18 protein-coding genes and 1 tRNA gene are annotated in these 25,442 nt (G+C 43.3%); 10 read left to right on the top strand and 9 right to left on the bottom strand.

Features of this window, described 5'->3' with window-relative positions; all coding sequences use genetic code 11:
• The first annotated feature begins 33 nt into the window (after positions 1-33).
• Positions 34-495, top strand: a complete 462-nt coding sequence (locus tag GQS54_RS12445) for a VOC family protein (protein ID WP_166424308.1) — start codon at positions 34-36, stop codon at positions 493-495.
• A 28-nt stretch (positions 496-523) separates the two neighbouring features.
• Here GQS54_RS12445 and GQS54_RS12440 read toward each other — a convergent pair whose 3' ends face one another.
• Together GQS54_RS12440 and gloB are read right to left on the bottom strand one after the other, a co-directional pair.
• Positions 524-2,185, bottom strand: coding sequence for a LysM peptidoglycan-binding domain-containing protein (locus tag GQS54_RS12440; RefSeq protein ID WP_166424307.1), 1,662 nt, complete (start codon positions 2,183-2,185; stop codon positions 524-526).
• Between the two features lie 31 nt (positions 2,186-2,216).
• Positions 2,217-2,990 (bottom strand): hydroxyacylglutathione hydrolase, encoded by a 774-nt coding sequence (gloB, locus tag GQS54_RS12435; protein WP_166424306.1) that lies wholly within the window; start codon positions 2,988-2,990, stop codon positions 2,217-2,219.
• Positions 2,991-3,146: 156 nt separating this feature from the next.
• Between gloB and GQS54_RS12430 the strand changes: the two genes are divergently transcribed.
• Positions 3,147-3,890, top strand: coding sequence for a methyltransferase domain-containing protein (locus GQS54_RS12430; RefSeq protein WP_166424305.1), 744 nt, complete (start codon positions 3,147-3,149; stop codon positions 3,888-3,890).
• Positions 3,891-3,961: 71 nt separating this feature from the next.
• Here the strand turns inward: GQS54_RS12430 and metG are convergent, their stop codons facing one another.
• Positions 3,962-5,989 carry a methionine--tRNA ligase gene (metG, locus tag GQS54_RS12425; protein ID WP_166424304.1) on the bottom strand — a complete coding sequence of 676 codons (2,028 nt, stop codon included), beginning with the start codon at positions 5,987-5,989 and terminating at the stop codon, positions 3,962-3,964.
• Positions 5,990-6,107: 118 nt separating this feature from the next.
• Here metG and apbC point away from each other — a divergent pair, with 118 nt between their 5' ends.
• The gene (gene apbC, locus GQS54_RS12420; protein WP_166424303.1) at positions 6,108-7,172 is read left to right on the top strand and encodes an iron-sulfur cluster carrier protein ApbC; all 1,065 of its coding nucleotides are present in this window, start codon (positions 6,108-6,110) and stop codon (positions 7,170-7,172) included.
• 77 nt (positions 7,173-7,249) lie between these two features.
• Positions 7,250-7,846 (top strand): dCTP deaminase, encoded by a 597-nt coding sequence (gene dcd / locus GQS54_RS12415; RefSeq protein WP_158769757.1) that lies wholly within the window; start codon positions 7,250-7,252, stop codon positions 7,844-7,846.
• Positions 7,847-7,924: 78 nt separating this feature from the next.
• Here dcd and GQS54_RS12410 read toward each other — a convergent pair whose 3' ends face one another.
• Positions 7,925-8,833, bottom strand: a complete 909-nt coding sequence (locus GQS54_RS12410; RefSeq protein WP_166424302.1) for an AraC family transcriptional regulator — start codon at positions 8,831-8,833, stop codon at positions 7,925-7,927.
• A gap of 113 nt (positions 8,834-8,946) precedes the next feature.
• Here GQS54_RS12410 and GQS54_RS12405 point away from each other — a divergent pair, with 113 nt between their 5' ends.
• Both GQS54_RS12405 and GQS54_RS12400 read left to right on the top strand, forming a co-directional pair.
• Entirely contained in the window at positions 8,947-9,414 is a 468-nt protein-coding gene (locus tag GQS54_RS12405; RefSeq protein ID WP_166424301.1) for a YHS domain-containing (seleno)protein, read from the top strand.
• Positions 9,415-9,792: 378 nt separating this feature from the next.
• Positions 9,793-9,869, top strand: a tRNA-Pro gene (locus GQS54_RS12400).
• 201 nt (positions 9,870-10,070) lie between these two features.
• Here the strand turns inward: GQS54_RS12400 and GQS54_RS12395 are convergent.
• The 4 genes from GQS54_RS12395 to GQS54_RS12380 form a co-directional block, all read right to left on the bottom strand.
• Complete coding sequence (locus GQS54_RS12395) at positions 10,071-10,250, bottom strand: hypothetical protein (RefSeq protein ID WP_166424300.1); 180 nt, start codon at positions 10,248-10,250, stop codon at positions 10,071-10,073.
• A 35-nt stretch (positions 10,251-10,285) separates the two neighbouring features.
• On the bottom strand, positions 10,286-12,829 hold the full coding sequence (locus GQS54_RS12390) for an EAL domain-containing protein (protein WP_166424299.1): 2,544 nt from the start codon (positions 12,827-12,829) through the stop codon (positions 10,286-10,288).
• A 548-nt stretch (positions 12,830-13,377) separates the two neighbouring features.
• Positions 13,378-14,349, bottom strand: coding sequence for a universal stress protein (locus GQS54_RS12385; RefSeq protein WP_166424298.1), 972 nt, complete (start codon positions 14,347-14,349; stop codon positions 13,378-13,380).
• Positions 14,350-14,373: 24 nt separating this feature from the next.
• Complete coding sequence (locus GQS54_RS12380) at positions 14,374-16,071, bottom strand: cation:proton antiporter (protein WP_240919926.1); 1,698 nt, start codon at positions 16,069-16,071, stop codon at positions 14,374-14,376.
• 762 nt (positions 16,072-16,833) lie between these two features.
• Between GQS54_RS12380 and GQS54_RS12375 the strand changes: the two genes are divergently transcribed.
• From GQS54_RS12375 to GQS54_RS12360, 4 genes are all read left to right on the top strand, one after another.
• Positions 16,834-17,613, top strand: a complete 780-nt coding sequence (locus tag GQS54_RS12375; RefSeq protein WP_166424297.1) for an acetoin reductase — start codon at positions 16,834-16,836, stop codon at positions 17,611-17,613.
• 133 nt (positions 17,614-17,746) lie between these two features.
• Positions 17,747-20,293, top strand: coding sequence for an alpha-glucan family phosphorylase (glgP, locus tag GQS54_RS12370; protein WP_166424296.1), 2,547 nt, complete (start codon positions 17,747-17,749; stop codon positions 20,291-20,293).
• 182 nt (positions 20,294-20,475) lie between these two features.
• Positions 20,476-23,016 carry a plasma-membrane proton-efflux P-type ATPase gene (locus GQS54_RS12365; protein WP_240919925.1) on the top strand — a complete coding sequence of 847 codons (2,541 nt, stop codon included), beginning with the start codon at positions 20,476-20,478 and terminating at the stop codon, positions 23,014-23,016.
• A gap of 115 nt (positions 23,017-23,131) precedes the next feature.
• Entirely contained in the window at positions 23,132-23,824 is a 693-nt protein-coding gene (locus GQS54_RS12360; protein WP_166424294.1) for a VIT family protein, read from the top strand.
• 224 nt (positions 23,825-24,048) lie between these two features.
• Here the strand turns inward: GQS54_RS12360 and GQS54_RS12355 are convergent, their stop codons facing one another.
• Positions 24,049-24,963, bottom strand: coding sequence for an SGNH/GDSL hydrolase family protein (locus GQS54_RS12355; protein WP_166424293.1), 915 nt, complete (start codon positions 24,961-24,963; stop codon positions 24,049-24,051).
• Between the last annotated feature and the right edge of the window lie 479 nt (positions 24,964-25,442).

Genomic DNA, 25,442 nt, shown 5'->3' with positions numbered 1-25,442 from the left:
GAGTATATAAATTTTAAAATGAGAACAGCGTAAATGAAAAATGTAATTCTGATGATGGTCTTGTGCCTATTTTCAATCGCAAGCGACGCGCAGCAAAGTGTAAAGGGAATTGATCATGTGGGATTGACGGTGAGTCATTTGCAGGCATCTGAAAAATTCTTTATTGACCACGCGGGTTTTCGCGTTGTGGGTCGAGACGAGCAGTACCCAGCTGTTTTTCTTTCTAATGATAGTGTCGTCATCACTCTATGGGCGGCGACTCACCCTGAGCGTGCCATTAAGTTTGACCGTAAAAATAATGTGGGGTTACATCATTTGGCTTTCAGAGTTGATAGCGAAGATGCATTAAACGCGTTGTATAAAACGTTGTCCAAAGATGAGCGTGTGGTTGTAGAGTTTGCCCCAGAGCTAGCAGGAAACGGCCCAAACAAACATATGATGGTGTATGAGCCTAGCGGTAATCGAATTGAATTTATGTATCGGGCTTTGCCCTAAGCCTATTTATCAGTGCACCGACTCGCACTTAAGTGCGAGTCACGTCCACCATGATTTTAAGCTTTTGGCCGGGTTGTAGGTATTTATCTATATTGATTTGGTTCCAGCGCTGAATATCAGATATATTGACGTTGAACCTATCCGCTATTCTTGCCAATGAATCACCACCACGTACCGTGTAAGTTAACGTACGCATTACTGCATCACTGTGTTGACTCTTTCCTTTACCATCTAACCAAATAACAAGTTCTTTACCGGGGCGAAGTGTATCGGCCGGCGCCATACCATTCCATTTTGCTAGACTGCGCATATTGACTTTGTATTTGCGGCTTATGTCCCACATCGTATCGCCACTTTTGACCTTATGTTTGACTTGATAGGTGCCGCTTTTATGCTTTGATTGCGTGTCAGCTAATCGTTGATCTTGAGATAACGAGTAAAAATCCATTGATTTAAGCGCCACTGGAATAACCAAGTATTTGCCTTCGCGGATCATATTACCCTTTAATTCATTTACCTGGCTAATGATGTCAGGCGTCGTATGATATTGATGTGCCAGTTTAAGCAAGCTGTCGCCACTTTTAATTTTATGCCGTACCCAATTCAAGCGTTCTTTCGTATCAGTTGCTGCGAGTGCTTCGCTAAATACATCCACCTTATCTATAGGTACCAACAGCTTAAATGGACCTTCTGGATCGGTTGCCCAGCGATTATAGCCAGGATTTAAGGCATGAAGCTCTTCCACGGTTAAGTTTGCCATATCGGCTGCAAGTGCTAAGTCAATTTGAGAGCCTACATCTACAATATCCGTCACTTTATTATTTTCAATAATGGGCCAGCTAAATGCATATTTCTCTGCTTCACGCAGTATATCGGCTAAGGCCAATAACTTTGGTACATAAGCACGGGTTTCTCTAGGTAAATCTAATGACCAATAGTCTGTGCTTTTACCTGCTTTTTTGTTCTTTTTAATGGCGCGCATTACGCGGCCTTCACCACTATTGTATGCTGCAAGAGCATGTAACCAATTACCATCAAACATGTCATTAAGGTAACGTAAATACGCAATTGCGCCGTCTGTTGAGGCCATTACGTCTCGGCGGCCGTCGTACCACCAGGTTTGTTTCATGCCAAATCGTTTGCCCGTTGCTGGCACAAATTGCCACATACCAGCTGCACGCCCATGAGAGTAGGCGAAGGGATCAAATGCACTTTCTACAATGGGTAACAAGGCCAGTTCCAGTGGCATATTCTCATTTTTTAACCGCTCTACAATAAGGTAAAGAAATGGTTTGGCTCGTTTGGCTACGCGCTGCATATAAGAAGGATGCTTTAAGTACCAATTACGTTGGCTGGCAATGCGCTTGTTATCCTCATATTCAAGGGCAAGATTTTCACCAACGTATTGCCAAACATCTAATACAGCTACATCCTCAGGGATCGTTTCAGGCTCAATAACGACCTCAACTTCTTCGTCAGGATGGGTAATAGGGATGGTGCCTTCATCGGCAGCCTCGCAGTCGTATTGATCTTCAGCTTGCACGCCAGGTTGTTGACAAGTAAGGGCTATTTGTTGGGCAATTTCATGTTCCTGCTCGATTTGCTCAGCGATTTCTGGATGAGGCTCTATCATTTGACAAGCCGGTAAAAGCGTCACAAGAGATATGCATAACAATGTTTTTATGCGCACTAAACGTTCCTTTTTATTCATTATTTTACGTTTAAAAATTGTCTTTCCAAGCCCTAACCGAAGCAAATACTGCTTCAGGGGTCGGTAATATTTTGCCGGCGTAATGCTCGGCTTGATGTTTTACTTCCGCGCTATTAGCGCGCAAAAACGGATTGATTGCTTTTTGTTCGCCAATGGTCGAGGGTAACGTAGGTTTCAAATCAACCCTTTGAGATTCCGCCCAACCTTTATAGTTCAATAATGCTGCATTATTTGGCTCGACTGCCCGAGCAAACTTAACATTTGCTAAGGTGTACTCATGGGTACAGTATACTTTGGTGTCATCAGGCAAGCTCGTCAATCGATTCAGTGACTGATACATCTGATTCGGTGTACCTTCAAATAATCTGCCACAACCAGCAGAAAAAAGCGTATCGCCACAAAATAATCCGCATGAACCCGCATACGCAATATGGTCTAGTGTGTGCCCTGGCACTTCAATAATAGCAAACTCAAGACCTAATGCGCTAAGTTTGATGTTATCGCCATCTTTGACTCGCTGCGTAATTGATTGAATAGCAGGATTTTGCGGCCCGTAAACGGTTACTCCGGGAAAGGCATCAACTAAATCGTTTACGCCACCAGTGTGATCGCTATGATGATGGGTGATGAGTATATCGGTTAATTGCAGATTGTTGCGTTTACAGTATTTAAGCACGGGCTTTGCATCACCAGGATCTACGACTGCGCAGGTTTCACCATTGGTTAGACACCAAATATAATTATCCTCGAATGCTTTAATAGGCCTAATTTTCAGGGACGACATAACGATCTCCAGTAACAACAATGACAAAACAGGTGTAAAGTAATCCGACATTATACAGATTCAAATTCTCAGTGCATGCACTAGTCTCACTATGCTGGCTGTGAAAGGTGTAATATGTTGTTGCACCTCTGATAAAAATAGGTCGTTATTGTATTGATGAAACCAGCATTATTAGATAAAAAACTCCGTTACCCACGCTCGTGGTCGGTTTTGCCCTCCGGTATTGAGCGTAAAGCCATTGTGGAAGCCGAACTTGATGAAATCACCCAACAGTTTTTTGGTTATCATTTAGTCAAAGTAGGGAATTTAAGCAGTGAACTTTCTTTGACGAAATGCTCGATAAAGCATTGTGTGAATATGGTCGCTAAAGATCATGAAAATGCGAGTATGCGCTCTTTGTCACGAGATATGGCCTTAAAAGAAAACAGTGTAGACGGTTTCGTATTAGCACATGAGCTAGATTTTGCCCAAGATCCCCATCAAATTCTAAGAGAGGTAGACAGAGCCATTATGCCTGATGGCGACTTAGTCATAGTGGGCTTCAATCCTTTGAGCTTGACGGGCTTGCGTAAGCTTATTTGGTTTAACCGCCAAAGTTTGTTGCACGAGGCGCGCTTTTTCAGTGTGCCGAGAATAAAAGATTGGTTACATTTACTTGGATTTGAAGTGACGCAGGTTAAGTATCGGCCTTACACAAAGTTATTTACTACCCGGCCAAATAATATTTTAATTCGCTGGTGTGAGCGTTACTTACCTCAGTTAGCCAGTGTTTATATTATCGTGGCGAAAAAACGAACGGTGCCATTATCACCCATAAAACCAAAGTGGCAACTTCAGCCTAAATTTAGTCCAGTAGGGGCAAGTATTCGAGCGGGAAATTTAAATAGTGAGAAGCCGTAAAATTAAAAAAAAGCCTGTATCTAAGTTTTGGCTTGAATGCAGGCTTTGTAATATCGGTATTTAGCGGTTAGTTATTTTACTTTCATACCTGGCTGAGCGCCTTCATGAGGCTCCATAATCCACAAATCTTTACCGCCAGGACCCGCAGCAAGCACCATTCCTTCGGATAAACCAAATCGCATTTTGCGTGGTGCCAAGTTTGCCACCATTACAGTCAATTTACCTACTAAGTCTTCAGGTTGGTACGCCGACTTTATACCAGCAAATACTTGACGTGTTTCGCCGCCTAAGTCGAGCTCTAAGCGCAGTAATTTGTCGGCTTTTTCTACGTGCTCAGCCACAATAATCTTTGCGATACGCAAATCTATTTTGGCAAAATCATCAAACTCAATTGTTTCTGCAATAGGATCTTTTACCAAAGGGCTGTTGGGGTCGATCGTCACCGTTGGCGCTAAGTTTTCTTTTGAGTCATCAACCATAGCATTAACCTTGTCCATGTCTACGCGCTGCATCAGTGCTTTAAATTTATTAATTTGATGCCCAGTCAACACACTTTGTGCGCTTGTCCAGTTCAACTCATCATTAAAAAACACTTCTGCTTGCTCTGCTAATTTTGGTACCACTGGCTTTAAATACACCATTAATATGCGAAACAAGTTAATGCCAAGTGAGCATACATCATGGGTGAAGGCTTGTTTGCTTTCGTCTTTGATGGTGACCCAAGGGGCGTTAGTGTCAATAAATTGATTGGCTTTATCGGCCAACGCCATAATTTCACGTACGGCTTTATGATATTGACGTTCTTCAAATGCTTGACTAATACTGGCTTGGGCGTTTTGGAATTCTGCCACTAGCTCAGGTTCAAGAACGTTGTCTGATAGTTTGCCGTCAAAGCGTTTGGTAATAAAACTGGCACATCGGCTGGCGATGTTGACAACTTTACCCACTAAGTCAGAATTTACTTTTTGCGCAAAATCTTCGAAGTTAAGGTCGATATCACTGACATTTGCCCCAAGTTTTGAGGCAAAATAATAACGCAGATATTCAGGGTTGAGATGTTCTAAATAGGTACGGCCCTTTATAAATGTACCTTTTGATTTCGACATTTTTGCACCATTTACGGTGACAAAGCCATGCACGTTGACGCCGGTAGGTTTTCTAAAACCTGCACCTTCAAGCATTGCTGGCCAAAACAAACAGTGGAAGTAGGTAATATCTTTGCCGATAAAATGGTATAGCTCAGCCGTTGAATCTGCTCCCCAATATTCATCAAAGTTTATGCCTGTACGATCACATAGGTTTTTAAAGCTCGCCATGTATCCCACAGGGGCATCTACCCAAACATAGAAAAACTTATTCGGGGCTCCAGGTATTTCAAATCCAAAGTAAGGTGCGTCGCGACTGATATCCCATTGCTGCAGACCTTTTTCAAACCACTCTTCGAGCTTATTAGTGATTTCATTTTGCAGGGCATCGCTTTTTAACCAAGTGTGCAACATGTCAGAAAATTGCGGCAAATCGAAGAAAAAGTGCTCCGAGTCTTTAAGCACTGGTGTTGCGCCGGAAACAACCGAACGGGGATTTTTCATTTCTGTTGGGTCGTATGTCGCACCGCAGTTGTCACAGCTGTCGCCGTTTTGATCCTCTGCACCACAGCTAGGGCAGGTACCCTTTACAAACCGGTCAGGCAAGAACATGTTTTTTTCTGGATCGTAAAGTTGGCTGATAGTACGCTTTGAAATATAACCCGCGTCATTGAGACGGTTGTAAATTAGCTCAGAGAGCTCTTTATTTTCATCACTGTGGGTAACGTGGTAATTATCGTATTCAACAAAGAAATCGAGCAAATCTTGATGATGCTCTTCACGGGTACGGGCCACCATTTCTTCAGGGGTGATGCCTAGCTCTTGGGCTTTTAGCATAACGGGCGTACCATGTGCATCGTCGGCACATACACTGTATATTTCGTGGCCACACATTCGTTGAAAACGCGTCCATATATCCGTTTGAATATGCTCAAGAAGATGGCCTAAGTGAATGGAGCCATTTGCATAGGGAAGGGCGCTAGTAACAAGAATTTTACGTGGTTGTGACGACATGTTTATTTTGGTTTCTTCGTTTAATTAAAAAGGTCGCAAATGGTATCTAAAATCTGCCGCCATTGCATTAGGTAAAAGCTAGCTTAGCCAAATTTCATTGTTATTTATAAGGAGTGTCATGTTATTTAGTCGGTCTACCCCCGAACATAAAGTACACCAGGTGGTATCAAAACAACTTGCGACTCAGTTCGGGTTACCGGTGAAACAGGTTGAATCTTGGATAACCGTTTCATCGAACGATGTTCTTGTTACGTTACCCTTTGCAGCAGCTCAGCTTCATGATTCCCTTATCAACCGTATAAATATTGCTGCCAGTGAAAAAAAACTGTCTTTGCAGCATGTGGTGATCGAGACCGATATAGCGGCTTCACCCACTAAAGTGAGTAAAGTAAGCAAGATCAAAAATATTATTGCTATCGCATCTGGTAAAGGCGGGGTGGGTAAATCGACCACCAGCGTAAACATCGCCTATGCTCTATTAGCCCAAGGGGCGAAAGTAGGATTGTTAGACGCCGATATATACGGACCGTCAATTCCGATCATGTTAGGTAACACTGAGTCAACTCCGGCTTCACGGGATGATAAAACCATTGTGCCTTTTTCTGCATATGGCTTAGTGGCCAGTTCTATCGGTTACTTTGTACCCGCTGAAAATGCCACTGTTTGGCGCGGACCAATGGCCAGTAAGGCCCTTGAGCAGTTGCTGAGGGAAACGGATTGGCCAGAGTTGGACTATTTGATTGTTGATATGCCTCCGGGCACTGGGGACATACAGCTTACGCTTGCTCAGCAAATTCCTGTTAGTGCTGCGGTTATTGTCACCACGCCGCAAGATTTAGCGGTGGCGGATGCCGCCAAAGGCATTGCCATGTTTAACAAGGTATCAGTGCCCGTACTGGGCTTGATAGAAAATATGAGTTTGTATATCTGTCCCAAGTGCGGTCATCAGGAGCATATTTTTGCCCACAATGGCGGCGTTGATTTAGCCAATAGGAATAAAGTGCCGTTGTTGGGTCAGTTACCCTTGAACATCAAAATTCGTCAGCATACTGATAGCGGTAAACCGTTACTAATAGCAGAGCCAAATGATCCCCTGAGCCAAACTTATATGGATTGCGCGACGGCAATCTCAAAGCAGTTGTATCTAAATGGCTTGATGGACTTGCGTGTACAAAATATTTAAAAACGTTGAACATAGGACCCTAGCTACGCATAATTGCGCGGTATTTACCTAAAACCTTATTACTGAGTTAAAAAATTATGCGTTTGTGCGACAAAGATATCCTGGCCTACCTTAAAGACGGCAAAATCAATATCACCCCTGAGCCGGATTATGCTGAGATAAGTGGCGTAACCGTCGACATACGATTAGGTAATAAATTTCGTGTTTTTAATGAGCACCAAGCGCCTTATATCGACTTAAGTGGCCCTAAAGCACAGGTGCAAGAAGCACTTAATACCGTGATGAGCGATGAAATAAATGTGGGCCCTGATAAATCGTTTTTCTTACACCCTGGTGAGCTCGCTTTGGCAGTAACACTTGAATCAGTAACGTTACCCGGCAATATTGTGGGTTGGCTAGATGGTCGTTCTTCTTTAGCGCGTTTAGGGTTAATGGTCCATGTCACCGCACATCGAATTGACCCCGGTTGGTCAGGTAATATTGTGCTGGAGTTTTTCAACAGCGGTAAATTACCACTGGCGTTAAAGCCAGGCATGAAAATTGGTGCACTTAGCTTCGAAGTGATGTCAGATTTCGCTGACAAGCCGTATAACGCACGCGCTGATGCCAAGTACAAGAATCAAGAAGGCGCCACGGCTAGTCGCATTAGCGGTGATGACAAATCGGACCGTTAATAAAGTAGGCTGACGAATCGTTAGTTTAATCCTTTCTCAACTTGAAGCAGGCTAGGTAATATCGCTAGCCTTCCTCTTCTACGTCTTTGCCAAGATATTGATTTTTTGCGATCTAACCGCTCCGGGGCTGACGCCAAGTACACGTTTAAACGCTTTAGAGAATGATGACTCGTTGTCATAACCACAGGCTAATGCCGCGTGCAATGTTGATACGTTTTCATCTGCAAGCATGCTGTAGGCCATGCCCAAACGCCACTGAGTTACGTACTCCATAGGGGATTGCTGAACTACAGATTTGAATAGTTCATTAAACCCTGCCCGTGACATAAAGCATTGCTGTGCAAGCAGTTCAATCGTCCATTTTTTATTAGGTGTACTGTGTATCGCTTGCATAGCTGCGCTTAATTTTGGGTGGGATGTGGCGGCCAGTACGCCGTTATGGATGGGTAAATGTTGTCGGAAAATAATCGCCAATATAGCCTCAGCGATACGGCCCATTATCAGTTTAGAGCCTTTATTAGCATGTCTAGACTCCTCTAGTAAGGCGTCGAGAAGGAAATGTAGCCCAGTAGGCGAGCCGCTCAACGTTTGTTTCTTAATGATAATGGCTTGTGGCAGGTGTGCTGTGATACTGCTAACCAAGGGATGGTTATGGCTAAAATAACCACAAACCAGACCGGTGGCCGTAGCGTCAACTCCATTTATATAGTCTTGTGATTGTGCGCTATTAACCGCAGATGAAGAGTACGCATCGCCGCTAATAACGTGCTCGGTATCGTTAGGAAATAATACGATGTCGCCTTGAGATAGCTTCGTTATCTCCTTCTTACTCGGCAACGTCAAATAACAGTTACCGTGGCTCACAACATGAAAATTTATATAGTGTGTCCCTGAGGTGTTGATTGCCCAACTACCGCAGTATTGTCCGTTGTGGAATATGTTGGCAGAGACTTTAAAAGTGGAAAATAACTGATTTAATACATCCATAGACGTTTTGACATAACCTCTGGTTTTGCAGACATAGTGATAAAAGGCATCTCGACCTATACTTTTCCTCGTTGACTACTTCAGTCCAGAATATCTAAACCGAGGAAATAAAAATGAAAAATCTTTTCGCGCTAAAATCTATCTTTACCGCAGCAGCTATCACTGTTTCTAGTCTAAGCTTTGCTGGTGTCGACACGCAAACTGACAGCAACGACGTTATTTTGGCGGGACACGATGCCGTTGCCTATTTCACTCAAAATAAACCGGTGTTAGGTAAATCTGAGTTCACTGCTGTACATAACGACGCTATTTACCGTTTTAGCAGTGCCGATAATCGCGACGCATTTAACAGCAATCCTGAAAAATACGCACCTGCTTACGGTGGGTATTGCGCCTTCGGCACAACCTTTGGTAAAAAGTTCGAAATCGATGGTAAGGCGTTTGAAATCGTCGATGGTAAACTCTACGTAAACAAAAACCTTGAGGTTTACCAAGCGTGGAAAAAAGACATTCCAAAACATTTAGTCGAAGCACAAGAGCAGTGGCCTGCAATTGAATTTACCCCAAGTGAGCAGCTTTAATTAACGTATTCTGATTACATTTTACCCTTATTTTAAAACCCCATTTTCTTGGGGTTTTTATGTATTATTCAGATAACGTTTTGCCCCACGGTTCAGCGGGAAAATAAGTCGTACATTTAAAAATGGGCACTTACACCTTATACACAATTGATATGACCTGAGTAATAGGATTATCCATTCATAATATTCCGTGTTCTTATCATCTGCTCATGTAGTGTAAAGGGTAAGTTGAGTGCCACAATGAAGAATAATAAGTGGGTAGTGGTGGAAGAAGACGTCAATTGCAGCCAATTTGCCTAACAAATAAGCGAACAGTCACATCAAAGCACATTTCCCATTGCAAAAAATCCAAACTTCCGTATTATGCGGCTCCTCGGTCGGTGTGTAGCGCAGCTTGGTAGCGCACTTCGCTGGGGGTGAAGGGGTCGTAGGTTCGAATCCTATCACACCGACCAATTAATGCTTTATCCGCACCCTCTATTCTGCTTCCAGTTGTATATAAATTCTTATCTACGTTATTTCCTCTCGTTTTGCAGTACGCTGCATATTTCATTTTTAGCGACTTCGTGTTGTTTTTTCACAATTCTGAATTTTGTTTATTGATATAATCGTGCTTTACATCTGTTAGCGAGTTGAATGCTTGCTATTAACCATGATTATAGGTCAGTGCGTAGACTCATCAGTCTTTCAAGGTCAAAGATAGCAATGTTTAGGTGTGATGCGCAGGCATTGATCGTATCGATGATCTGATTGCTATTAGCGTCTGCGCTACTAACGATAGACTCAGGAGGGATTGAATGGTGAGAAATAGAAACGCATAGCGCATCGTTTAGCATTTAAGGTTCCTACGCTATGGCATATACCGAGGTATTTATTGCGACAGCTGAAGAACCTTTTCCTCGAATTCTTGTGGTGTCAGGGGTTGAGAAATAATATAGCCTTGTATCCAGTCTGCCCCTCGTAAACAGTCCAGTTGAGCGTCGGTTTCCACCCCTTCCGCGATAACGCTTAAGCCCAATCTTTCAGCTAACGCTATAAGCATTTCACAAATGGCAAGACCACTTGCGGTTTTCGTTTGCGTTACAAAGCTACGATCGATTTTAAGAATATCCAGCGGAATTTTCTGTAAATAACTCAGGGATGAATAGCCAATGCCAAAATCGTCAATCGCGACCAATACGCCTAAACTGCGCACTGTAGCAAGTGCTTTAATGGCAAGCTCTGGTTCCTCCATAAAGCTTGACTCAGTCACCTCAAGTACCAAGTTACTCGGTTCGAGTCCGGTATCTTTAAGTATACCGGCAATCATATCGGCGAAATCTAGTTTAGCCAGCTGTTTAGTCGATATGTTGACGGCGATATTTGCCATCTTCAAACCATTGTCTTGCCAACGTTTAAGCTGTAAGCAGGCTTCATGCAAGACCCAGCGGCCTACATCGTTAATCAGTCCCGAGCGTTCTAACATCGGAATAAATTCGCTTGGCATGACAAGCCCAAAATCTGGATGGTGCCAACGCAATAATGCTTCTGCAGCGTTAATTTTGCCACTTTGGATATGTAACTCTGGCTGAAAAAGGATGAAAAACTGTTCTTCTCGGAGGGCTTCATGAAGCCCGCCCATAATCTTAAGTCGACGCATGGCGTCTTCGGTTAATTCTGGAGAAAAAGCGACCGATTGACCTCGACCAAGTCGCTTGGCCTCATATAGTGCTACATCGGCGTTGCGCAGTAATGTTGCAGTATGTTGACCGTCTTTAGGATAATGTGCAATGCCCATACTGGCATGGGCATAAATTTTTTCAATACCAATTTCGATTGGGTCTTGCAGTGATGCCATTAACCTATCGATTATAATTTTAACTACATGATTATCGGGGAGGTCGCTTAATATAATCAAAAATTCATCACCGCCAAGACGTCCCACAACACCATTAACAGCGGTCGTTGTTTGAGCGTTTCTTTTTCGAAATATATTTGGTTTGCGACTGTCATTATCGGACATGCGTAACACCGAATCCTCGTTTCTCAATACACAACTAAACCGATGACCAATTTCAATTAACATACGGTCTCCGGCTTCATGCCCCATACTATCATTTACGTGTTTGAAATCGTCAAGATCAATCATGATGACCGCGAAGCACTGTCCTGGCTTAGTTGTCTTCAATACAGTATTTAAATACAAACCTATCATTCTGCGATTGGGTAACCCCGTGAGTGGGTCAATATCAGCTAATTCTTGTAACTGTGAGGCATTATTTCGCTGGGATCTCAACACCGCACTCACTGCCAACCAGAGCAGCAGTAATACCATGCTTAGAATACCCACTTGAATGATAAAGCTATAGCGTGCATTAGCCATTTCAGCGTCCATTAATGGCTTGGGAACGTAATTATGCAGAACCCAGTTACCTGGACCTGGGAGAGTTAATTTGGTCTGAAAATGATAAGCGGCGGTATCTTGCATAGTACTAAAATTTGTATTTCGGCTATCGGTGACTTTAATCCCGTTATTTTGCTCTTCGAGTAGGTAATTCAACGGAGGTGTATTCAAATCTAGGCCTCGAATACTTGTAAGTAACGCTCGATCCTCTTCGGTCACAGGCAATACGGGCCAGCCGACCAGCGCAGCTTCCAGCACGTTAGTGCGCAGTACGGCAGTGACCAATCCCTTGAATTGCCGATCATCAAGTCCATAAATAGGCACGGACAATGTAAACCCATAAGTATGCTTTACGTGGCCGTGGGATTTAGATAAAAACTGTGTGTTGTCGCAGGTTCTTAGTAACCCTGAATTAATAACCGTAATACTGTCTAGGGACTGGTTTGGCATATCAAAATCTTGCTGACGTAAGTAATTCAACTGACGGACATAATCTTCGTATTCTTCGGTCTCGTCCTCTTCAGGAAAATCTTCTTCATGGTGGCCATTTATCGACATCGTTAGTTTGGCGAAATTATCAACAATGACGTGGTCAAACATTAAGAAAGGAACCTGACCTACATCTGGGTTAAAGCCGTCATAAACAATATATATTTCAGACAATGCTACTGAAGATGCCACGTGATTATAAAGCTGCTGCACCGTATCGTAATTGGCCGCTGAAATAAGTCCCATTTCTACAATGTCTTCTTCATCAGAGCTTCGGTTACTAGGGGCGGTATCGCGTACACCTGGTAGTAATGAAATCGTGCGCACGGAGTGATAGATTTGCTGCAAAATGCTTTCAATTTCAGTGGCTTTACTACGAAGTGATATTTCTGCATCACGGGCCAGTGTGTCTTGAATGCGTAGTTGCTCAGTGTGCCAATTGCTCCAAAATAACGCGCTTGATAGCAGCCACAATAAGATAAACCCTAATCCTATTGCTGGGAAAAAATAACGCTGGAGTTTTCTTTTGGTTACAAAAATCATAACAAGATAAATCCGCTAAAATAATAACCGTGAGTCTTATAGATTATTCTGGTCCTTTAATTCAGTAATTACCTGAGTAACTAAATTAGTAACGGGAACGCTACAGTGAAAATTGATGCCATACCAATATACTGCAAAATCATAGTATTGCGACTAGTTAATAGTATTAAGCTGGGCATATTGCAACGTTGAAGCTAGCAAGCATTGCAGGGTTATAAAATTGTGATCTATTTCAAGAATATCGAGTGTAACCGGCTGTTAATAGTAGCTCATACACGGTTTAAAATGGGTAAACACCTTCATTTAGCCAAGCATTTGAGATCTCTGTATTAGAGGTAATTTATTTAAAGTCTTCACAGGAAGTGATAAAACAATAAAGCTAAAAAATTCTTAAAGCCAATAAGTTTAAAATGCTCTACAACTAAGAACACTTACTGAAAACAGAAGGCTAGCCAATGGTGTTTATTATCAACATTAACAGTGAGAAGCAGACGCTACTCACGTTTGGAATAATAACAGTGGCGCAAAAGATCATTTAAGCCCCTTCGTTAGGAGACTGGAGAAATGAAGTCTCTGGGTTTGATTGCAAGTACTGAGCACTGAAGTTGTGACAGTACATTTTCCGCGGTATTACCGATAAGAATACCAGCAATTCCAGAGCGCGCGACTGTACCCATTATGACTAAATCGGCATTAATAGCCTCTGCTAATTTGGGTAGCTGATGACTAGGAACGCCCTGAACAATTTTCGTCTGAGGTGACAAATACTCAAACAGTTCAGCGCCTATATTAAGCTTTAAGGCTTCTAAAAGTGCATTCATCTTATACTGCCTATTACGGTATTCGGTATCAAATAACTCTTTCTCAATTTTGTCCGGTTGATCAGCCCAAAGACTAATATATCCAGAGTGTGGTACATCGAAAACGTTTACTAAATGTAGTGTTGTGAAATCCGAAAGTGACAGCGAAATGGCGCATTGTAATAATTTTTGGTTTAACTCATCGTTATAGCTATATTCATATTTATCAAAGTCGTCATCAAAGTCGATTGCCACCATAATATTTTTGTATGCAGATTTATCATTTTTTTTCATTAACAAAACGGGACATGGGCATTTGCGCAACAGATGCATATCTTCGCTACCAAAAAGTCGTTCAAGCCAATCAATACTTTCTACCTCTTTGAGTAGCAAATCATATTTATGCGCTTTGACTGCGCGAATTACCTCGATGTACTTTTTACCAATCTTTACCGCTGTTTTTATATCGAGTGCAGCATCTAAAGTAGCGATAAGAGTTTGTAATTTAGCATGCTCTTGGGCGAGCACCTTATTTTGCAGCTCTTTTTCGCTGCTGCTCGTTAATTTCGAAGAAATAACCGCCGGCATATTTGGAATTATTTTCATCAAGGTTAAATCTGCCTGATTTATCCTCGCTAAACTGACAGCACGAAGGAATGTTGTCGATGATTCGTTTATACGGTCATTGAGAACATAGACAATATTGTTAAACTTTTTCATGAAATCCCCTTATCACTTCTGTAGTCACTTTGACCGAGTGTCAATACCTTCGAGCAATAACTCAACAGCCCGGTCTGCCGCATCTTGAAATGGTTCCAGCACTAGGTTTATTGCTAAGCGCTCTAGTTCCTTGGTTTCTTGCTTACTCTGGGACACAACTGCCAGTTTCCCAGTAAAATCAGTCGAATCTATTGACTGCAATATGGTATTTCTTGTGTCTTCATAGGTTAGTCCAATGTGGTGGTGCGGAATGGTCGAGACAATCCACTGTGCGTGGCGTAGAGGAAGCTCTTGTAAAAAATCGGAGTCTGTTACATCCCCATACGCCGTATCCACGTGTAATTGTCCCCAATGTTTAGTGACCGATGGGTTAAAATCCACCCCTAATACACTTACACCTTTATCCAGGAGGCGAGCAGCGATAGCAGTTCCTAAGCGACCTAACCCAAGAATGATAACTTGATGGTACTCATTAGATTGATGTTCAGATACTTGCTCTCGCTTGGTATTTTTCCGTTCAAATATATACAGCACTGGTTCAAAAATGGCATAAAGTTGGTGAGAATAGGTAATCATGTAAGTTGATATTGTGATCGTTATCATCCCTATTAATGTCACCAAGCCGAGAATGTCTTGCGCCAGATGCCCGAGACTGATACCCATCGCAATGAAAATAAGTGAAAACTCGCTAATTTGGGCAACCGTTAGCCCCGCCAAAAAGCCCGTTCTTTTTCGATAACCCATCATGCCCATGATAATTAATACGATGATCGGATTACCAATCAGAACAAACAATGAAAATACGATGGCATCTGAAACATGGGAGCCTAATAGGGATAGGTCAATATTTGCGCCTAAAGCGATAAAGAAAAATAGCAACAAGAAATCACGCAGGGGCGCCAATCTGGCCGCTATGCTTTCTCGATACGGAGTTGATGCTAGCGCTACACCTGCTAACAGACCACCCACTTCCATTCCAAGTCCGATCATGCTTCCTATCGTTGCAAATAGTGCCGCTTGAGCAATTGCATAAATAAGTAATAACTCTTTATTTTTAGCAATTTGTTCAGTGAGCGGATTCGCAATATACCGAACGAATACAATAACAAATGACAATAGTCCAATGCCGGATAATGCCACTTGCAGTATAGAACCATCCGCTTCGCTTTCATGGCCAGTGCCGATACCGATTGTGGCCAGAACGATCATCGCCATAACGACAACAAGATCTTGAACAATCAAAAATCCGAGTGCAATCTGACCATGCAACGAATCAATTTCACGCTTATCAGATAGAATTTTTACAATAATAATGGTGGATGAAAAAGTTAACGCTACGGCGACATATATACTGGTAATGTGATTCAAACCAACTGCCAGCCCGATAAAATAGCCAATAATTGAGGTAAATAGCACTTGGCCAAGACCGGTAAATACGGATACGACGCCAATAGAACGAATAAGTTTTACATCGAGTTTAATCCCGACTAAAAACAGTAGAACAGCAATACCTAATTCAGAAAGAAGCGAAATTTGCTCTTTGGAATGCACTATATCTAGTACCGACGGACCAGAAAGCAAGCCTACGGCGATAAAGCTAACGATCAAAGGTTGTCTGAGTAATGAGCCGATAAAACCAGTGATCGCCGCCAAAACCAATAGGGTAGCAATCTCAGAGAAAGTCGATTGCGTAATGACCTCAACCATATTCAACTCTCCCATTTAGTTTTCAAATTCCATGCTTTTATTCATCCAATCATCGCGTTTATTGACAGGTGTAAGAGATAGACCTTATCAAAGGTGTTTTCCGTAAAATTAATATCATAAATTGTATTTTCGCTTAGCGCATAGCGCTAACGATATGTCTCTTATAGTCATTATATTTTCCCTTAGTAGATGACGCTTAAATGCTGTGCTCCTAAGGGGAGAGAGTTAACCGCGAGAATAAATAAACGTAAAATTACGCCACCATTACATGCCCATTATTTTGCCCGTTAATTTTATCTTTTGTAAGGCCGGAACTAACCCTACAGATAATATTTGCATACCTAAGAATGTAAATGTTTTCGTGTTAGTTTGACTTGATCTGAGTCAACTTTATCGTTCTTATATCATTATTTAGGGTAGTTTTTTATGGCGGTTATATGAAGCTCTTACGGGATACATAGAGAAAGTTAGGTGCTAAAGGCAACGGAACTTTATCTTGATGCGCGAGCAGTAAACCTAAAGTAAGTGACTGACTGTTGGGTTAGTAATAGAGGCGACTGTTCTACATTTATTTCAATGGGCAAAAAATATTATATTTTTTTAAACCTAGATTTAACGAAACAGACCTATCAGAACTCAAATAATTTTGATTATGCTTGCTCAAATTGATCTGTGTCTAAAAGCCATCTTCTATGACCTTGTAAACTAACATTACTTTCGTTATTCCGATGTCGATTAATTCGTTATCTTAATGCTATTTTCAAAAAGGACACAGGTATGTCATTAAACAATAAAGTTGCGCTGGTCACCGGCGCTGGTCAAGGTATCGGACGCGCCATTGCACTGCGTCTGGCAGAAGACGGAGCTGACATTGCTATTGTTGATCTAAACACAGAAAAGATGATGGCAGTATCTCGTGAGATTGAAGGCTTGGGGCGAAAAGCAACAACTTTCAAAGCGGATGTTAGTGACCAAAAACAAGTCTACGGGGCCATTGAGCACACAGAAAAAACCTTGGGTGGATTCGATATTATGGTGAACAACGCAGGCATTGCGCAAGTTCAAGCCATAGCAGATATTACCCAAGAAGAAATGGATACAATTCAAAAGATTAATGTGAACGGCACGCTTTGGGGTATACAAGCAGCGGCAAAGAAATTCATCGAGCGCAAACAAAAAGGAAAAATAATTAACGCGTCTTCCATTGCTGGGCACAATGGATTTGCTCTGTTGGGGGCTTATTCCGCGACTAAATTTGCGGTGCGTGCATTAACACAAGCTGCTGCCCAAGAATATGCCAGTGCAGGCATCACTGTAAACGCGTATTGCCCTGGTGTGGTTGGTACTGATATGTGGGTAGAGATAGATAAACGCTTTTCCGAAATTACTGGCGCACCAGAAGGTGAAACGTATAAAAAATATGTACAAGGTATTGCATTAGGCCGTGCGCAAACTCCCGTTGATGTTGCCAACTTTGTTTCTTATTTAGCGAGTTCAGACTCTGATTATATGACAGGTCAAGCACCTCTAATTGATGGCGGAATGGTTTACCGTTAAATGATGCTGGTTCATCTGGTTTTGGAAATCATTTTAGATGTCAGTAGTTAGCTAAGTTAAGCGTTAAATTAAAAAGCAGCTGAATACAAACTCTGCGCAAATTAATTCCCCGACAGAATCAACAGGAAACAAAATGGACAAACAAATACCGTGCAGTTCGCCCTTAAATGCGCTTTTTCCAAGAGAGCTTGAAGGCTTTGATATGTTGGCGGAATTAGCGCTGGATTTACGTTGGTCGTGGAATCATGCAGCAGATGAAATCTGGAGAAAGCTTGATCCGCAGCTTTGGTCGCTGACGCATAATCCTTGGGGAGTATTACAAACTGTATCACGAGAGCATATTGCTAAACTGTTGGCGGACCCAGTTTACCGTACATTGCTCGATACATTGGTCAAAACTAAACGTGAAGCGGCTGAATCACCTGGGTGGTTTCAGCAAACCTATCCTGACTCAGCATTAAACACTGTAGCTTACTTCAGTATGGAGTTTATGTTGAGTGATGCACTGCCCATATACTCAGGGGGGCTGGGCAATGTTGCTGGCGATCAATTAAAAGCCGCCAATGATTTAGGTGTACCCGTAATTGGGGTTGGGCTGCTTTATCAGCAAGGATATTTTCGTCAGATCATCGACACAAATGGTGTTCAGCAAGCGGTTTATCCTTATAACGATCCTGGACAATTGCCCATTTCTCCTTTACGTCACGCTAATGGTGAGTGGTTACGGATAAAACTTGATCTCCCAGGGCATCCTATTTGGTTGCGAGCTTGGCAAGTACAGGTTGGTAGAACAAAATTATACTTGTTGGATAGCAATGACACCGCAAACTATGCACCATTTCGCGCCATTACTAGTGAGCTTTACGGTGGCAGCGCAGATTTACGTCTTATGCAAGAGTTGGTACTGGGGATTGGTGGTTGGCGCTTGCTTAATGCCCTTGGCATTGAGCCAGAAGTCTGTCATTTGAATGAAGGGCATGCATCTTTTGCTATTTTAGAACGAGCGCGGTGTTTTATGCAAAAGACCGGACTATCATTTTCGGCAGCACTAGTGGCAACGCGTGCGGGTAATGTTTTTACTACACATACCGCAGTAGAAGCCGGTTTCGATCGTTTCGCCCCGGCGTTAATTGAGCAGTGGCTAGGCGATTATGCCAACGTGGAACTGGGCATTTCAACTGCGGAGCTGTTAGCACTAGGACAAGAAGATTCGTGCCATGCAGGTGACGATTTCAATATGGCTTATTTGGCTATTAGAGGCAGTGGTGCAGTGAATGGAGTAAGTGCGCTACACGGTGAGGTGAGCAGGCGGCTTTTTGCATCATTATTTCCGCGTTGGCCTTTGGATGAGATACCTATTGGTCACGTAACGAATGGTGTGCATACACCGAGTTGGGATTCCGCTGGAGCGGATGAATTATGGACTAAAGCGTGTGGCAAAGAACGTTGGCTTGGCACGATTGATGAACTAGGTAAGTCCATTAGAGCGGTTTCAAATAAAGAGCTTTGGCATTTTAGAACAGCCGCTAGCCAAACGTTTGTGACTTATGTACGTGAACATCTAGTACGTCAGATGGCGGCATCAGGGACACCACAACCGGAAATGGAGGAAGCTCAACATTTATTTGATCCCCACGTGCTTACTCTTGGTTTTGCTAGACGTTTCGCTACTTATAAACGACCCAATTTACTGTTGCAGGATCCCGCGCGCTTGCTGCGCTTGCTGACTAATCCAGAACGACCCGTGCAGCTTATTTTAGCTGGGAAAGCTCATCCAGCTGACTCGGCAGGTCAAGCGTTGATACAACAATGGGTGCAATTTATTCGTCAGCCTCAAGTGCGTCAACATGTGATCTTTCTTAGTGATTACGATATGTTTTTAAGTGAGCATCTTGTAGCTGGCGTTGACGTATGGCTAAACACGCCGCAACGTCCATGGGAGGCTAGTGGCACAAGTGGAATGAAAGTATTAGTCAACGGTGGTATCAATTTGTCTGAATTAGATGGTTGGTGGGCAGAAGCTTATAGCCCTGACATCGGTTGGGCATTGGGCGATGGCAAAGAGCATGGTAATGATCCTGCTTGGGATGCGATCGAAGCAGAAGCCCTTTACGATTTGCTTGAACAAGAGGTGATACCCGAATTTTATCAGCGAGATACCCAAGGTATCCCTGTTGCTTGGACAACTCGTATGCGTGAAAGCATGGCCCGTCTTACGCCACTGTTTTCAACCAATCGCGTGGTACGTGAATACACCGAACAACGTTACCTTCCTGCTGCTGAGGCTTTTCGTGCGCGAGCAGCCGATAACGGCGAAGTGGCGCAACAGATAGCCAATTGGCAGCAAGCATTAGAGCAACAATGGGCTGGATTACGTGTGGACGGCTTTACCGCAAGACAAGAAGGCAACCATTACTTATTTGCTGCCAATGTATTGCTAAACGGTTTAGCACCCGAAGATGTGAATGTTGAACTTTACGCTAATGGCTGTGACGGTGGTGATGCGATAAGACAATCAATGGATTGTGCTTATTTACCTGATGACAATAGGGGCGCTCACTTGTATCGCATCACATTACCCGCATTGCACGCGTTATCGCAATACACGCTACGAATAATTCCCTCTCGAGAGGGCGTATCAATCCCCCTAGAAGTGAACCACATTCTGTGGGAGCACTAATAATAGGTCCCAACGACGTCTAACAACTAGCATTACGTAAGCTTTTCTCCAATATAAGCCACGTTTACGGTTATAAACTTTAGTTTAGTTTTATATTGACAGATGCCGCTGGGAATATTTGCTAAGAGCGAGGATAAAAGCACTTAATTTCGACAATTCAACCTTATGAGAAGATGAATAATATGAAAACTAATGCTCACCAATCAAAAACACCGGGGCGGGAAAACGGTGAATCATTAGCGACTAATGACGATCTTAAAACGTTGCCCATTAGTGACGTAAAAAGAATATTAGCGGCATCGCAGGATGGTCTTACGCAATCAGAAGCAGCGAAGCGTTTGAATGCATACGGGGCCAATGAGATCCAGGAAAAAAAGACCAATTTGTTTCTAAAATTTCTCAGCTATTTTTGGGGACCGATCCCTTGGATGATAGAAATTGCGGTTATTCTTTCTGCTGCCGTCGGACATTGGGCAGATTTTTTCATTATCCTTATTTTACTTATGGCCAATGCCGTTATTGGTTTTTGGGAGGAAAGCCAAGCCGGTAATGCTATCGAAGCGTTAAAGGCTAAACTTGCCAGCAAAGCGCGTGTAAAGCGCGAAGGAAAATGGCTTAACCCTCCTGCACGAGAGTTGGTGCCCGGCGACGTTATACGCTTGCGGCTAGGCGACATTGTGCCAGCTGACGCGCGGTTGTTGGAAGGCGACACTGTAGAGGTTGACCAATCGGCGCTAACGGGAGAGTCGTTGCCTGCTACGCTTAAATCTGGCGACGCCGTTTTTTCAGGTTCGATCATTCGCCAAGGCGAAATTGAGGCGTTGGTTTATGCCACTGGCGAGAAAACCTATTTCGGCAAGACAGCCCAATTAGTAAAGGATGTGCATTCGGTCAGTCATTTTCAAAGGGCTGTGTTGAAGATTGGCAATTACTTGATTATTTTGGCCATAGCGTTGGTTGCGTTAATTATTACGGTTGCCATTTTACGTGGAGATCCAATACTTACGACTATCCAATTTGCTCTTGTGTTGACGGTGGCTGCAATACCCGTGGCAATGCCAACTGTACTGTCGGTGACGATGGCGGTTGGCGCGCGTTTGCTTGCTAGAAAAAAAGCCATTGTGAGCAAGTTAGTAGCCATCGAAGAATTAGCTGGTATGGATTTACTTTGTTCAGATAAAACCGGTACGTTGACCCAAAACAAACTCACGCTGGGTAGTCCATTCGGGGTGAGCGGGATTTTGGCAGAGCAGGTGATACTCAACGGCGCATTGGCATCACGTGCTGAGAACAACGATACAATTGATTTGGCTGTCCTTGCGGGATTGCCAAGCAAAGACGCGCTAAGTGCTTATGAGATCACTCATTTTCAACCATTTGACCCCGTTCATAAGCGAACGGAGGCGACAGTTAGAAATAAAGATGGAAACGCCTTCAAAGTGACCAAGGGTGCCCCACAAGTCATTTTGGAATTATCAGCCAATGCGAGTCAAGTGAAAGATGCGGTTGATCAGGCAGTGAACGAATTTGCCGCGCGGGGTTTTCGTTCGCTTGGTGTTGCTCGAGATGAAGGCGATGGGCAGTGGCAGTTCATGGGCATATTGCCTCTATATGATCCGCCCCGTGAAGATGCCAAAGCAACTATCGCGGCTGCCTTAACAATGGGCGTAAAAGTTAAGATGGTGACCGGTGATGCGCTTGCTATCGCCCAAGAAACCGCTAAAAATTTAGATATGGGTACTCACATTCTCAATGCCTCGGGCTTGGGAGACTCAGAAAAGCAAGAGAGCCCAGAGGTATCCAATTCCATCGAAAGCGCTGACGGGTTCGCTCAAGTTTTTCCCGAACACAAATTTCATATTGTTGATGTTTTGCAGAAGCGCCGTCACATTGTGGGGATGACTGGCGACGGCGTAAACGACGCGCCTGCGCTTAAAAAAGCGGATTGCGGTATAGCGGTCTCCGGTGCAACAGACGCGGCGCGTGCTGCAGCAGACATCGTGCTTACTACGCCGGGATTGGCGGTGATTATCGATGCGATAAAGGAAAGTCGGCGGATTTTTCAGCGGATGAACAGTTACGCGATATACCGCATCACCGAGACGATTCGCGTACTGCTCTTTATGACGCTAGCGATTCTGGTATTTAATTTCTATCCGCTTACCGCCGTTATGATCGTCATGTTAGCTCTGCTTAACGACGGTGCTATATTGTCTATCGCTTACGACAACGTGCGCTACAAAGACCAACCAGAGAAATGGAACATGAAGATGGTTCTAGGTGTGTCAACTGTACTGGGTGTCATGGGTGTTGTCTCTGCTTTCGGCTTATTTTATCTTGGCGAACGCGTGTTTCATCTTGACCGTGCGCACATCCAATCATTGATGTATTTAAAGTTGTCAGTCGCGGGACACCTGACTATTTTTCTAACAAGGACACGTAAGCCGTTCTGGTCAATACGCCCTGCAAAAATTTTGTGGATTGCCGTACTCGGTACGCAAATAATAGCAACATTTATTGCCGTATATGGTGTGTTTATGACGCCACTGGGCTGGGGGTGGGCTGGGTTTGTGTGGGGATATGCACTGTTATGGTTCCTTGTGAATGATCGAGTGAAGTTATTAGCTTATCGAATTTTCGATCCTGTCAAAAATACCACAGAAAAATCTGACACAGACGTTTTGCAAAATTCGCCACCAAATGAGATACCCAAAATGAATTAATAAGGTAGTGGCTGATGTGTAACGATTGCAATAGTGCTGTGCAACTTCCATGTTAGCCGCATTTTGTACTGCGAGTGGCAACATAAAATAAAAACGATTTAAGGAAAACGACCTGATGTCCCACACACAACCTCATCGTCAGAATCGCGTGGGTTGGTTAAGAGCGGCTGTACTCGGTGCAAATGATGGCATTGTATCAACTGCGAGCCTTATTGTTGGTGTCGCCGCGGCTAATGCCAGCCATATTTCCATCGTAGTCGCCGGTACGGCCGGCTTGGTTGCAGGGGCGATATCCATGGCCGCGGGAGAATATGTATCTGTTTGTGCTCAGGCCGACACTGAAAAAGCCGATCTGCTGTTAGAAAAGCAGTCACTGGAAAATGATTACGAGTCAGAAGTAACCGAGCTGGCTAAAATATATCAACAGCGTGGTGTAGAGCAGGCGTTATCGGTGACGGTAGCGCAACAATTGATGTCTCATGATGCCCTAGGCGCACACGCTAGAGACGACATTGGTATTTCTGAGCTAACCTCAGCCAAGCCATTATCTGCCGCATTTGCATCAGCGCTTAGTTTTACATTTGGTGCACTATTACCGTTAATGACGGCATATTTTTACCAAGCCGATAATTTGTCCTTGGTTATAGCGCTATTATCGCTGATTTTTCTGGCGATGTTGGGTGTTATATCAGCTTATCTGAGTGGGGCGAAAATCCTGACGGGTGTTGTTAGAGTGACCTTTTGGGGGGCCTTGGCCTTGTTAGCGACCGCACTGGTTGGTCAGGCTTTTAACGTCACAATAAGTTGATACTTCTAATGCTAGTCACATAATGTGAGTATGGTGCTAAAAATAAAAACTGGTAAGACATAACGATGTTTTGCTCACAAATAGCGAGTAGCATCGCAAATGGTCGCTGATTAATGCGTCTTAGAATCTTCTGTCGACTCGGGTATTCAAACCGGTATTGGTGACTAAATTACAGCTATAAAAAAGCCCTCCGTAGAGGGCTAATTGTTATTACGTTACATTTCTTAGGCTAAAGTTTTGCGTCTTGTACGCATCAGTCCAATCAATCCAATGCCAAAAATTGCCAGCATGGCAGGCTCCGATACTGGCAAGGCAGCCAGTGCCGCAGCCGCAATAAACCGATGTCCAGCTGCGGTTGGGTGTACTTCGTCCCATAACAAGTATTCTTCAGGATCTGCACAAGCGGTAACACCGTTTAAACAAGGTTGGGATACATTAGTGAAAGGGTATTCGTCCTGATTCAGCGTTATGTCAAGAAAGGTACTGAACGCATCGACTTGAGTAATGTTTAATCCGCCACCAATTGTGCCAAGACTACTTGCTAACGCAGAATTAAAGGCCAAAGCCCAAGGATCGGCGATAGGTAGGTTGGGAATTAAAAAGTCCATTGCACCTGCTGCTGAGAGAGATAAAACACTATCGATGATGTTGGTAACTGCACTCATCGGGGTGTAGGTATCAACTGGATTATTTTGCAGAAAATCATTGCCCCCAGCCCATATAACGTAGAGTGCATCAGCATCTGCGACGCCCCCATTTAAGGCTAAAAATCCAGGGATCTGTTCCTCGAGAACATTATCAGTTCTTTGCCCGCCGATAGCGTAATTCGTTCCGCCGGTACCTGCGTAAGCGGTAGTAGCAGATAAGCCTAGCTCGTCTGCTAAAAGCTCAACCCAAACTGGTCCATTAGAGAATCGACAATCAGCATAGGGATCAGGGGGACAAAATGCAGGGGCAAGATAGGTCAGTGCTCCTGTATCTGATAGCGAGTCACCAAAAATATTAAGACTACTGATTGGTGTAGCCGTGGCTGTCGCGCTGACAATTAGCAGAGAAGCCGCAGTTAAAGAAATCGTTTGTTTTACTTTGTTCCCGAAAAAATTAAGACTTCTAGCGAGTGGATTAATTATTATTTTCATTAAATTACCTTTAGACGTTATTAAACAAAATGACGGCATGTAGAATTTATTATTATTTGTACCCCACACGGATACGCTTCAGCCAAGAATCCCTCCAAAACGCATAGAAGTTTTCATGCTATTGAAAATAATGCAAATTTCGAGCCTTTCAATAAAATCAATAGCTTAGCTGAATTATAGAAAGTAAGTGGAAAAAAAACGGACACTTTATAGGCGTTTAGATTTGTATCTTGTTGATTATTGATTATTGATGTATCACGCTTGTCAGCTACAAGTTGTCGTTTTGATAAAACCTATCTGCTTAGCAGTGAATAACATATGTATCGACGAGTAGACGTAATATATTGCTTAGAATCTTATTTTTGGGTCGGTAAAATGATGCCTAACTAACGGCGTGAAGCTGCCTGAGTAGCAATGTTGAAATAGATAATTTCAGTCTAAAATAAGATGACGGTGTGATGCTTCACCACTATTCAAAA

The organism is Paraglaciecola sp. 20A4, assembly GCF_011378905.1.
Classification (GTDB): domain Bacteria; phylum Pseudomonadota; class Gammaproteobacteria; order Enterobacterales; family Alteromonadaceae; genus Paraglaciecola.
This window is presented reverse-complemented; position numbering and strand designations above follow the sequence as displayed.